At 45.1% G+C, this 12582-nt stretch carries 10 protein-coding genes; all 10 read right to left on the bottom strand.

Annotated features, from left to right (window positions below):
• Positions 1 to 71 precede the first annotated feature (71 nt).
• Positions 72 to 1286, bottom strand: coding sequence for a cell division protein FtsZ (ftsZ, locus tag QF117_RS08360; protein WP_282388545.1), 1215 nt, complete (start codon positions 1284 to 1286; stop codon positions 72 to 74).
• Between the two features lie 30 nt (positions 1287 to 1316).
• A complete protein-coding gene (gene ftsA, locus QF117_RS08355; protein WP_017035511.1) occupies positions 1317 to 2579 on the bottom strand; it encodes a cell division protein FtsA in 1263 nt (420 codons plus the stop codon).
• Positions 2572 to 3354, bottom strand: coding sequence for a cell division protein FtsQ/DivIB (locus tag QF117_RS08350; protein WP_282388544.1), 783 nt, complete (start codon positions 3352 to 3354; stop codon positions 2572 to 2574). The genes ftsA and QF117_RS08350 overlap by 8 nt, the downstream gene beginning before the upstream one ends.
• A gap of 186 nt (positions 3355 to 3540) precedes the next feature.
• On the bottom strand, positions 3541 to 4995 hold the full coding sequence (gene murC / locus QF117_RS08345) for a UDP-N-acetylmuramate--L-alanine ligase (protein WP_282388542.1): 1455 nt from the start codon (positions 4993 to 4995) through the stop codon (positions 3541 to 3543).
• Positions 4996 to 5007: 12 nt separating this feature from the next.
• Entirely contained in the window at positions 5008 to 6069 is a 1062-nt protein-coding gene (gene murG / locus QF117_RS08340; RefSeq protein WP_282388541.1) for an undecaprenyldiphospho-muramoylpentapeptide beta-N-acetylglucosaminyltransferase, read from the bottom strand.
• Complete coding sequence (ftsW, locus tag QF117_RS08335; protein ID WP_017035515.1) at positions 6056 to 7255, bottom strand: cell division protein FtsW; 1200 nt, start codon at positions 7253 to 7255, stop codon at positions 6056 to 6058. The genes murG and ftsW overlap by 14 nt, the downstream gene beginning before the upstream one ends.
• Before the next feature lie 18 nt (positions 7256 to 7273).
• Positions 7274 to 8605 (bottom strand): UDP-N-acetylmuramoyl-L-alanine--D-glutamate ligase, encoded by a 1332-nt coding sequence (murD, locus tag QF117_RS08330; RefSeq protein ID WP_282388540.1) that lies wholly within the window; start codon positions 8603 to 8605, stop codon positions 7274 to 7276.
• A 39-nt stretch (positions 8606 to 8644) separates the two neighbouring features.
• Entirely contained in the window at positions 8645 to 9727 is a 1083-nt protein-coding gene (gene mraY / locus QF117_RS08325; protein ID WP_065576849.1) for a phospho-N-acetylmuramoyl-pentapeptide-transferase, read from the bottom strand.
• Positions 9724 to 11085: a UDP-N-acetylmuramoyl-tripeptide--D-alanyl-D-alanine ligase gene (murF, locus tag QF117_RS08320; RefSeq protein ID WP_282388539.1), complete on the bottom strand. Its 1362-nt coding sequence runs from the start codon at positions 11083 to 11085 to the stop codon at positions 9724 to 9726. The genes mraY and murF overlap by 4 nt, the downstream gene beginning before the upstream one ends.
• Entirely contained in the window at positions 11082 to 12569 is a 1488-nt protein-coding gene (gene murE, locus QF117_RS08315; protein WP_282388538.1) for a UDP-N-acetylmuramoyl-L-alanyl-D-glutamate--2,6-diaminopimelate ligase, read from the bottom strand. Before murE ends, murF begins: the two co-directional genes overlap by 4 nt.
• Positions 12570 to 12582 lie beyond the last annotated feature (13 nt).

Genomic DNA, 12582 nt, shown 5'->3' with positions numbered 1-12582 from the left:
ATATCGGTCTGCTGTGACACAGACCGGGCATGCTAACATAATTTTGAACACTGTCAAATTACGTACAGTTATTAATCAGCTTGACGACGTAAAAATGCTGGAATATCTAGATACGCATTTTCTTTATCAGGCTTCGGCGCTGTTGCGGCTTGTCCTGAGTTTGACGTTGTCTGCGTCGTTGCTGTTTGAGCGGCAACTTGAGGTTTTTCTTGCAAAGGCTGTGCCGCCTTTTCCTCAGTTTTCGCTATTGTCTGTACCGGTGTTTGCTGTTGTGCAACCGGTGCAACTTTTGTTTTTCCGCCAGCAACCAATGTAATATCTGGTTTCTTCTCTGTGCCGATACCAGTAGCAACAACAGTTACTCGGATTTCATCGGTCATGTCTGGATCAAGAGAGGTACCAATTACAACCGTTGCATTATCAGAGGCGAATGCTTTAACAGTGTTACCCACTGTTTCAAACTCATCTAAGCGCATGTCGAGACCCGCTGTAATGTTAACAAGAACACCACGCGCACCCGCTAAATCAATGTCTTCCAATAATGGGCTTGAAATGGCGGTTTCAGCTGCTTCTTCAGCACGATCTTCACCTTTTGAAACACCACTGCCCATCATTGCGTGACCCATTTCTGACATCACGGTTCGCACATCGGCAAAATCGACGTTAATCATACCTGGGCGAGTAATCAACTCAGCAATACCTTGAACCGCATTTTTCAATACATCATTGGCACTGCCAAACGCTTCTAGTAATGTCACGCCGCGCCCAAGAACTTTTAGCAACTTCTCATTAGGGATCGTAATTAATGAGTCAACATGCTTAGAGAGCTCTTCAATACCTTGCTCGGCAAAGGCTAAGCGCTTTTTACCTTCAAAGCTAAATGGTTTTGTGACAACCGCAACGGTCAATACACCCAACTCTTTTGCCACTTCAGCGATAACTGGCGCAGCACCTGTTCCAGTACCACCGCCCATTCCAGCGGCTATAAATACCATATCGGCACCGCTCAGAACTTCTTTAATTCTTTCTCGATCTTCTAATGCTGCATCTCGGCCAACCTGAGGGTTAGCGCCTGCACCAAGACCTTTAGTGATATCACCACCAATCTGAATAACGCTGTTAACACTCGTTTTACGAAGTGCTTGTGCATCCGTGTTGACACTGATGAATTCTACGCCTTCAATAGACTCACGCACCATGTGTTCAACGGCATTACCACCACCGCCACCAACTCCAACGACTTTGATTACTGCATCGTCAGACATTTCCATCATCGGTTCAAACATTTGTTATCTCCGTTTTTCCTGCTATTCAGGTTAAAACTCTTTTTGTATCCAATTACGTAAACGACCCATTAAACTCGACATTGATTGGCGTTTAGGTTCGCTGTATTCAATGTCATCGCTTATTTGACTGTCTTTCGCGTAATGAAGTAAACCAACAGCCGTAGAATGATACGGCTCTTTTACATAATCTGTTAAGCCACTCACTTCCAGTGGCTTACCAACACGAACTTGATTGCGGAATACTCGTTCCGCACATTCTACCAATCCTTCAATCTGTGCTGCACCTCCGGTGAGGACAACACCAGCGGCAAGGTGATGCTTGATGCCATCTTCTCGCAGCTTTGATTGAACAGTATCAATAGTTTGATTCACTAGGCCCATGAGTTCGGTATAGCGCGGCTCTATTACTTCAGACAATGTTTGCCTTTGTAAGCTTCGAGATGGACGCCCACCAACACTTGGAACATTAACTGTATCATCTTTACTGACTAGCTCACTCAGTGCGCAGCCGTATTTTACTTTTATTTCTTCTGCGTCACTCACTGGTGTCCCAAAAGCAAAAGCAATATCACTGGTGACGGCATTACCTGCGTATGAGAACACTTCTGTATGACGTAACGCGCCACCAGTCCAAATAGAGACATCCATAGTACCAGCGCCGATATCCACGACACAAACACCGAGTTCACGTTCGTCTTCAGTGATAACAGCATTACTCGACGCTAAGCCTGAATAAACAAGCTGCTCCACAACTAGCCCACAACGCTCGACCGCTTTAACAAGGTTTTTAGCCATATCATTGTGGCTAGAGATCAAATGGACACTCACTTCCATTCGTACACCGGAAAGCCCAAGTGGATTTTTGATTCCCTCTTGGTAATCAATGGTAAACTCTTGCGGTATTACGTGAAGAATCCTAAGCTCATCACCTATTTTAATCGATTTTGCCGTATGAATAGCCCGGTCCATATCTTCTTGAGTCACTTCCTCTTCAGATATTGTTCCCATGCCCTTTTCGATACGGCTAGCAATGTGACGTCCAGATAACGATAAAAACACATTCTTAATTTGGCACTCTGCCATAAGTTCAGCTTGATCGATTGCTCGTTGTACTGACTTAACCACAGACTCTAAATCGTTAACGCCACCTTTATCCATACCACGAGAGGGGCTTGTGCCTGCCCCTATGATATTAATCTGACCGTCTGGCAGCACCTCACCAACTAATGCCGATATGGTCGCTGTACCTATATCTAGACCAACAATTAAATTGTCATCAACAACCTTAGTCATCCGTACTCTCTTGTGCTAAATCCGGTTCAGGGAACCAACCAACGGCAGCTCCGGTATCATATCTAAGGTCGATGTAGCTGACTCGCTCAGCGTCATTTCCTAAATTCTTATACAGAGAAATAAAACGAGCAATACGCTCGTTCATTGATTCTTTACCTAATTCTAAACGCATACCGTTATCTAGAATTATTTGCCAAGCTCTTCGGTCATTCAAAACTAATGATTGAATATTTAGACCTAGCGCTTGAAACAGTGGTGCAATGTCGCGCCAAGTTGTTAAAACATATTCATTACTGTCAGCCGGACCATAAAGTTTGACCCGGTCTCCGACTAACTGGCCAATGTCGCCATTGAATACTCGGCCTTTAGTATTGAGTAAGGTGCTTCCATTCCATATCGCTTCAGCCTGATGTTCGGTCAAAAAAACCTTTATCGTATCAGGCCACTGCTTACGAATGGAGACCTGAGAAACCCAAGGGATAGACTGCACTGTCTCTTGCAAAGACTCGATATCTTGAGACATAAACGTACCGATATGTTCAAGTCTAGCAAAAGAGTGTTGTACATCGCGAGGGGTCACGTACTCTAATTCCCCTTGTACCACTATCTTTGACAGTGGAAGCCTTTGATCATCCCACATCCAAGACAATGTTGAATAAAGCAATGCACTAATGAGCAATACAACAACCAACAAAAACAGACTACCAGCAGCGTGCCTTTGAGCTAGTGGCAGATACGTAACACCACGGCCTTCACTTAAATGAGTCTTAATCAAAGTCCGTAGTCCTTAGTCTGGCCAGCAAACTGTCCCTATCCTACCCAATAATAGAGGTAAAGCATTCACTTTAACCTTGGGATTATACTGAGCTAACCAAAAGTATCAAATACGAAATGTGAGTTTTCTGAACCTGATTTCAGTTAACTTCTCAAAACTCTCAAATTTGACATACTCACCTTTCGTTTAGCGCATCTTATTAATATTTAGCTCAAGAGTGGCAAGCTGCTTTGCTACTTTGCCCACATCACCTGCACCTTGAGTTAAAACGAGGTCACCATCTTGTAAAACATTCGCTAAAACAGCTGGCAATGATTCTGTATCAGCGACGAAAATAGGGTCGATTCTGCCTCGGCTACGAATCGTTCGACATAAGGCACGGCCATCAGCCCCTGCGATAGGCTGCTCTCCAGCGGGATAGACATCAAGCATCAGCAACACGTCAACTTGATCAAGAACATTCGCAAAGTCATCATATAAATCACGAGTTCGCGAATATCGATGCGGTTGGAATATCATCACCAGGCGTTTTTCTTCCCAGCCACTTCTTGCCGCTTTTATCGTAACATCAACTTCTGTTGGGTGATGTCCGTAATCATCAACAAGCATGGCCTGACCACGGCCAGTATCAAATTCCCCTAAATGCTCAAATCGGCGACCTGTACCTTCAGTGCCAATCATGGCAGAAAGAATCGCTTCATCACTGATATCGTCTTCCGTGGCAACGGCTATCGCGGCAGACGCATTTAATGCATTGTGTCGACCAGGTATGTTTAAGGTAATATCAAGGTTTGCTTTACCCTTTCGTACCACCGTGAATTTACCCTGCTGACCATTTTGTTGATAGTTTTCAAGGCGAACATCAGCATCTTCCGAAAAGCCGTAAGTAATGACTTGGCGACTAATACGTGGGATCAACTCTCTCACCACAGGATCATCAATACAAACAATCGCTTGACCATAAAATGGAAGATTATGTAAGAAATCGATAAAGGTCTGTTTTAATACCTCAAAGTCGCCACCGTAGGTATCCATATGATCCGCTTCGATATTTGTCACAATACTGACCATAGGCTGTAGATGTAAAAACGAGGCATCACTTTCATCGGCTTCAGCGATCAAAATCCGGCTAGAACCTAAGCGTGCATTGGTGCCAACACTTTTAACCAGGCCACCATTAACAAACGTAGGATCTAAGCCTGCTTCTGAATAGATCTGCGTGACGAGCGCTGTAGTGGTGGTTTTACCATGAGTACCTGCCACAGCAATACCATGGCGAAAACGCATGAGTTCTGCCAGCATTTCAGCGCGTCGTACAATCGGAATTCTCAATTCACGAGCCGCAACAATCTCTGGATTCTCTTCGTTGATGGCTGTTGAAACAACAACAACACTGGCCTCTTCAACATTACTTGCTTGATGACCTATATAAACCGTTGCGCCTTTTGAGGATAACCTTGCAGTCACAGGGTTTTGAGCAAGATCAGACCCTGTGATTTGGTAACCTTCGTTGAGCAGCACTTCTGCGATACCGCTCATGCCAGCACCACCGATACCAATGAAATGAATGCTTTTTACGCGACGCATCTCTGGGACTATTGCTCTGATTTGGGCTAGATCTTGTGTATGTTTAATGGTCATAGATTTATCTCGTTAGTTACTCAGGGCAATAATGGCATCGGCGACGATTTGATCCGCTTCAAGCATCGCAGCACCTCTCGCGTTGCTTGCCATATTTAACAATGTTGGGCGGTCTAATTCTTTAATCATGTTAGCCAGTTTTTCTACCGTGAGTTCTGGCTGTTCTATCATTTTCGCAGCGCCACATTCTACCAGATGATCGGCATTGAGTGCCTGCTGGCGATCTTTGTGCATGAATGGGATAAAAATCGCCCCGACTCCAGCGGCTGAAAGCTCAGAAACCGTTAAGGCTCCGGATCGGCAAACCACCAAGTCTGCCCATTGATACGCCGCTGCAACATCATCAATAAACTCAACCGCTTCAAAATTAGCAACATTATGCTGTTGATAACGCTCGCTGACATCCGTTTGATTGCTTCGTCCGGCTTGATGAAGGATCTGATACTGATCACCGAGTTGCCCCATCACTTCCGGTAAGGTGTGATTTAGAATTCGTGCTCCCTGACTTCCGCCCATTACCAGTATACGAATTGGGGTGCTACGCGCTGCCAAGCGGCTTTCAGGCTCCGTAATAGCCGCCACATCTTCTCGTACTGGGTTACCGACAACTTGTGCATCAGGAAAAGCACCAGGAAATGCCTGAAATACTTTTTTGGCAATCTTGGACAACCATTGATTGGTTAGCCCCGCAACGGCATTTTGTTCATGAAGTACAACAGGGACACCACTCAACCAGGCAGCAATGCCACCAGGCCCACTTACATACCCGCCCATACCGAGAACAACGTCAGGTTGCCAAGCTTTAATGTAGTTTCGAGCCTGTAATATCGCCGCCAAAATTTGAAAGGGTGCTTGAAGAAGGCCAACCATTCTTTGGCCTCGAATCCCTTTCACTTTAATAAAATCAATCTCGATACCATGCTTTGGAACGAGATCGGCTTCCATACGGTCAGCCGTGCCTAACCAACGAATATCCCAGCCTTGTTGCTGAAGTTTCTTGGCCACGGCTAACCCCGGAAAAACATGTCCTCCAGTCCCTCCAGCCATTACCAGTAATCGTTTATTCTTTTTCATTATCATCTTTTTCTAAATTTAATTTGGGGACAGACTGCAGCCGACATTCGTGATCAATTCTCAATAAAATAGAGACAGCAACAGTCATAACAATGAGGCTTGAACCACCGTAACTGATCAGTGGTAGCGTTAATCCTTTGGTCGGAACGATACCCGAAGCCGCCCCGACATTGACGAGAGTTTGAAACGCAAACCAAATGCCAATACCAAACGCCAAATAACCACCAAACAGTTGGTTGTTTTCAAATGCTTTTTTACCAATAAACAGGGCTTTAAGAACCAGACTAAAAATGAGTAGTAGTACCAGAACGACACCGATGAAGCCTAGTTCCTCAGCCAATACCGCAAATACAAAATCGGTATGTGCTTCTGGCAAGTACTCCAGTTTTTGAATGGAATTCCCTAATCCCTGCCCGAACCATTCACCTCGACCGAATGCCATCAGTGATTGAGTTAACTGATAACCGCTCCCGAAAGGATCTTCCCAAGGGTCCAAAAATGACGTAACACGCCTCATTCGATAGGGCTCTGCAATAATCAAAGCAATGACGGCCATGATTCCCGCAACCATTAAAGCGATAAACTGAGATAACTTAGCCCCAGCAATAAACAACATGCCAAATAGAGTCACTAACATCACGATGACAGTACCAAGATCTGGCTGGCCTAGTAGCAAAACCGCCAGCGCAGCAAACACCATGATGGGCTTCATAAAGCCACCAAAAAATGTCTCCCTCACTTCAGCTTGCTTTCTAACAAGGTAACCTGCCATAAAAATAAACAACGACAGTTTGGCCACTTCCGCAGGTTGAAGGTTAAATAACCCAAGAGGGATCCAACGTGATGCGCCATTGACAGACTTACCGATCAGTAGCACAACAATAAGTAAGAAAAAGGAGACACCAAGTAAGAGCGAACTGTATTGCAGCCATTTTTTAAGCGGGACCTGAAGCACAATCGCTGAGGTAAACAAAGCGAGCAATAAAAAGACGCCATGACGAAACATGAAGTGAAAGGGCTGATCGGTTAAGCGAGAACTAATAGGAAAAGAGGCCGATGTGACAATCACTAGACCAGTCAACATAAGACCAAGAGAAATCCAGACCAATTGGCGATCAAATAACGGCTCAGGCGCTGTTTGCGAAAACCATTCATGTACGCCCGATAAAATACGCCTAACTTGCATGCTTTTCCTTTGTCTTAATTACGCGTATTGCGATGCCAACTCAATGAAAGCATCCCCTCTCGCCATAAAGTTCGAGTACTGATCGAAACTGGCACAAGCCGGGGAAAGCATCACCATATCACCTTGTTCCAGTTTTGGAGATATCTCAGCAATGATGTCATTCATAGTTTGATACTTTCTAGCGGATGGATGCTGGGATAACAGCCTGTCAGCATCGGCACCATAACAGCAAAGTTGGACATTCATTGGGCCTAGTATATCGGCTAATTCTGAAAAATCGGCCCCTTTGCCGTCTCCACCAACAAGCAAATAAAGTGTGCCCTTGCAATCTAAACCCGACAACGCAGCAGCGGTGCTCGCAACATTAGTCGCCTTAGAGTCATTGACCCACTTAACGCCTCTATTATCAGCGACGAGCTGACACCGATGAGTCAGGCCACTGTAAGACTTCAGCGCAGAGAGCCCTTTATTAATATCGACACCCACTTGTTCAAGCAATGCCAAAACCACTAAAACATTAGCCACGTTATGACGCCCAACAAGTGTTAACTCTGCTGTCGAAATCACGGGGTTGCCATTGGCCATCAAGTACTCTTGACCTTCAAATTGGCCTAAACAGTAGTTGCTCGAACCGTCTAATCCAAACGTGATTAAAGGCGTGTTTGAGTCGACAGGGTACGTGGCTTTATCTTGATGATTAACAATACACTGTTCTGCATGTTGAAAAATACGCAGTTTGGCCTCACGGTAGTCCTGCATTCCTTCATAGCGATCCATATGATCTTCTGAAAGATTCAAAAATGCAGCCGCAGCTAAATGAAGACTAGAAGTGGTTTCCAACTGAAAACTGGACAGCTCTAGGATATAGAGATCCGCGTCTTGCTGAAGCAGATCAAGCGCTGGAACACCAATATTACCACCAACGCCTACAGTTAACCCTGATGCTTTAGCAACCACCCCGGAAAGATCGGTAACGGTACTTTTTCCATTTGAACCTGTGATCGCAATCACCGGTTTATCCACTTGCCAAGCAAAGAGTTCAATATCTCCAACCAGCTTAATGCCTGCAAGAGAGGCTTGCTGCAGCTCAGGGGTTGCAAGTGCAATCCCCGGATTAACGACAATAAGATCCGCATTTTGGAGCCAAGACGTATTCCAACCGCCCTTGTGAAGAGAAACATTGTGCGGCAGTTCAGCGGCGCCCGGAGGCTCTAAGCGAGTATCAATCACCTGTATCGAAAGTGGTTTTGATACTTGCAAAGATACTTGCAAAAGGTGCTTAACCACAGAGAGCCCAGTAATACCAAGCCCTACTACAACAACATTTTCAACCTTATCCCACGGATTCATTTTTTGTCCATAATAGTCAGTACATCTGCTACAAAATGATTAACGCACTTTAAGTGTGGCTAAACCGATCAAAACAAGCACAATTGAAATAATCCAAAATCGAACGATAACACGCGGCTCTGGCCAACCTTTTAATTCATAATGGTGGTGTATTGGTGCCATGCGGAAGATTCGCTGCCCACGAAGCTTGTATGAACCCACTTGTAGAATGACAGACAACGTCTCAATCACGAAAACACCACCCATAATGACCAGTACGAATTCTTGACGAACCAATACCGCGATAGTACCTAATGCACCGCCAAGCGCTAAAGAACCCACATCTCCCATGAAGACTTGAGCAGGATAGGTATTGAACCATAAAAAGCCTAACCCAGCGCCAACAATGGCTGTACATACAATCACCAACTCAGACGCCAGTGGGATGTGTGGGATATGCAAATAGTTGGCAAAGTTAACATTACCTGTTGCCCAGGCAATAGCAGCAAAACCAGCAGCGACTAAGACTGTCGGCATAATGGCTAAACCGTCAAGGCCATCAGTTAGGTTCACCGCATTACTGGTCCCCACAATCACAAAGTAGGTTAATACGATGTAGAACAAGCCCAGCTGTGGCATGACTTCTTTAAAAAATGGCACGACGAGCTGGGTGGCAGCGGTATCTTTACCATGCCAGTACAATGCAAATGCAACCACCAGCGCAATCGCTGATTGCCAGAAATACTTCCAGCGTGCAATCAATCCATCACTGTTTTTTCTAACGACTTTACGATAATCATCCACAAACCCAACGACACCATAACCCGATAATACTCCGACGACAGCCCAAACATAAGGGTTGGTTAAGTCAGCCCAAAGCAAGACGGTAATAATAATGGCAGCAAGGATCATGATGCCGCCCATGGTTGGCGTACCACGTTTGCTAAAATGAGATTCTGGTCCGTCGTTGCGAACGACTTGGCCTATTTGTAACATCTGCAAGCGTTTAATAAGTCGAGGTCCCATCCAAAGAGACAGACCTAACGCGGTTAAAATACTAACAATCGCTCTAAATGAAAGGTATTCAAATAAACGGAAAAAAGACACATAAGGCTGAAATAACTCTGCAAGCCAAATAATCATGAATGGTTCTCCTTCAAAGCAGCCACAATGTTACTCATCCCCGCACTATTTGCGCCTTTGACCAATAGTGTGTGGTGTCGTTTATTATGCTGTTCTAGTTGCTGCTCAATGTATGCGTTCATACGTTCATGTGTTTCGAAGTGATGACCATTACAGAGATCACTGATCACTTTGGCATCTTCGCCATACGTTAAAACGTACTCAAAATTAAATCGGGCTGCATGTTCACCGACTTGGCGATGAAGTGCAAGGCTTTCGCTGCCTAACTCTGCCATATTACCTAAAATTAACCAACGCGGGCTTTTAAAACTGGCCAACAAATCAACAGCGGCATGCATGGCTGGGACACTAGCGTTATAACTGTCATCAATTAAATGGATCGATTCCGATACTTCAATCGCTTCCACTCGGCCTTTTACGTTAGGCAAATGAAGCAACCCAAATTGAATGGTTTCTAAGTCAATACCCAACTCAATCGCCAATGCACAAGCCGCCAGTGCATTCGCAATATTGTGTTGCCCAATAATCCCTAACTGAACAGTTATACTGCCAAGCGGCGTTTGCATCAAAAATTGCGCCGCCCCCATGTCATTTATTGAGATCTCAGAAGCGAAAAAATCAGCTTTGCTGTCGATGACCGAGAAAGTGACCAACCTTTTATCAGAAAGGACGTCATCCCAATAGGCACCACCATTGCTATCTAAGTTGATGACAGCCACCCCGTTTTTAGGGAGACCCTGGTAGATTTCACCTTTCGCTATTTTCACCCCATCCATAGAGCCAAAACCTTCAAGATGCGCGGCAGCCACATTGTTAACCAGTGCAATATCAGGCTTCACTAGCTCAGTTGTGTACGCAATTTCACCAATATGATTAGCGCCCAATTCAATCACCGCGTAATCGTAACTGGCTTTAGATCGAAGCAGCGTCAGTGGTGCACCGATATCATTGTTAAAATTCCCTTCGGTATAAAGGACTTGCCCCCGATTCGACAAGATGCCCGCCAACATTTCTTTCACGGTTGTTTTTCCACAACTGCCCGTAATAGCGACCGTCGGCGTTTGGCATTGTTGGTGAACCCACGATGAGACGAGTCCTAATGCCTTCTTCGTATCTTCCACTAGCAGCTGCGGTACATCCACATCGCATGGTCGACTGACGATCAATGCCGAAGCGCCATTTTCAATCGCTTGCCCAACAAAGTTGTGCGCATCAAAACGCTCTCCAACAAGCGCAATAAATAAAGTACCGGATTCAATATTCCTTGTATCCGTTGAAACTTGATCAATCACACCGTCCGGGCCAATTAGCTGTGCATTCAGTACGGTCGCTAATGTCGATAAGGAAACTGAGATCATGATGTTATTCCTAATAATTGCAATGCAGATTCTCGGTCAGAGTAGTGAACGATTTCATTGGCCATCACTTGATAATCTTCATGCCCTTTTCCAGCCAATAATACGATATCGTTCTCATCAGCTTGTGATAACGCGTATTGCAATGCGAGATAACGGTTGTGCTCAACATAAGCATCATCAGGGTAATCAAGACCTGCAAGCATATCTGAAACGATCAATTGAGGCGATTCACTGCGTGGATTGTCATCCGTAAAAATAATGTGATCAGCTTGAGTTTCAGCGATTTTTGCCATCATTGGTCGCTTACCTGTATCACGGTCACCGCCACAACCTACAATCGCCCATAGCTTTCCTGAGCAATGAACTTTTAGCGCCAGCAGTGCCTTTTCAAGGGCGTCGGGCGTGTGAGCATAATCCACCACCACTTTGGCTTTTTGTGCCGCACTGAACAGTTCCATACGGCCTAAAACAGGCGTAATGTGCTCAGCCGTTTCTATCAAAGATTGCTTATCAAAACCCAAGCTCAATAAGGTGGTTAGCGCCAATAAAAGATTACTTGCATTGAATTCACCAATCAGTGGGGCGGTAAAGCTGCCCTCACCAAACTTACCAGAGAAAGTTAAAGTAATCCCAGACTCTTGGTATTTAACGTCCGTGGCAAAAACCGTGGTTTTCACATCGGAACAAGGCGATAAAGAGACACCAACAGTGTTAGCAAGTTCATCACACCACGCCAAACCAACAGGGTCGTCAATGTTAATGACCGCTGTACTACATTGGTGCTGGGTAAAGAGTGTTTTTTTCGCTTCACCATACTCATGCATCGTCCCGTGATAATCTAAATGATCACGACTTAAGTTGGTAAAAACGCCGACAGAAAACGGCAAGGCACTGACTCGACCTTGAACTAACCCGTGAGATGAAATCTCTAACGCGGCATAGTCTGCCCCTTTCTGTGCAAATTGATGAAGTGTATGCTGAATTTCAATCGCGTTCCCCGTGGTATTAATCGCGGGTTGTAAATCGTTTAAAAATCCATTGCCGGTTGTGCCCATCACCACTGCTGATTGGTCGATAAGCCCAAGCCATTGAGCGATCAGCTGAGTAATGGTCGTCTTACCGTTGGTCCCTGTCACTCCGATAAGCGAACTTGGCTTTTCAGAATACAAACGCCCCGCTAACGGAGAAAGAAAAGTATCAAGATCGTTGATATAGATAACTGAGATACCTGAAATATCCTCAATCAAACCATGAGACTTTAGTTCGCAAGCTTGAGCAATAACGCATGAAGCGCCTTGTTGGACGGCAGCATTAATGTAACGTCGTCCATCCACTTGATGACCTTTCACCGCCAAGAAAACATCGCCAGAAGAAACGTTACGACTATCCAACTCTAAGTGAGTGACTGGTAGGTGATGAAGGGTTGAGTCAGACAACTCAATCCAAGGTTGTAGTAACTCACCAAGTGTAATTTCAGAACTCATGCTATTTATCTCT

It is taken from the genome of Vibrio sp. YMD68 (genome assembly GCF_029958905.1).
In the GTDB taxonomy this organism is placed as follows: domain Bacteria; phylum Pseudomonadota; class Gammaproteobacteria; order Enterobacterales; family Vibrionaceae; genus Vibrio.
The sequence above is the reverse complement of the archived record's forward strand: the minus strand, read 5'-3'. Positions and strand labels throughout refer to the sequence as shown.

Coding starts and splice junctions, on each gene's coding strand:
- ftsZ (WP_282388545.1), bottom strand. CDS start 1,286: ATGTTTGAACCGATGATGGAAATGTCTGACGATGCAGTAATCAAAGTC.
- ftsA (WP_017035511.1), bottom strand. CDS start 2,579: ATGACTAAGGTTGTTGATGACAATTTAATTGTTGGTCTAGATATAGGT.
- murC (WP_282388542.1), bottom strand. CDS start 4,995: ATGACCATTAAACATACACAAGATCTAGCCCAAATCAGAGCAATAGTC.
- murG (WP_282388541.1), bottom strand. CDS start 6,069: ATGAAAAAGAATAAACGATTACTGGTAATGGCTGGAGGGACTGGAGGA.
- ftsW (WP_017035515.1), bottom strand. CDS start 7,255: ATGCAAGTTAGGCGTATTTTATCGGGCGTACATGAATGGTTTTCGCAA.
- murD (WP_282388540.1), bottom strand. CDS start 8,605: ATGAATCCGTGGGATAAGGTTGAAAATGTTGTTGTAGTAGGGCTTGGT.
- mraY (WP_065576849.1), bottom strand. CDS start 9,727: ATGATTATTTGGCTTGCAGAGTTATTTCAGCCTTATGTGTCTTTTTTC.
- murF (WP_282388539.1), bottom strand. CDS start 11,085: ATGATCTCAGTTTCCTTATCGACATTAGCGACCGTACTGAATGCACAG.
- murE (WP_282388538.1), bottom strand. CDS start 12,569: ATGAGTTCTGAAATTACACTTGGTGAGTTACTACAACCTTGGATTGAG.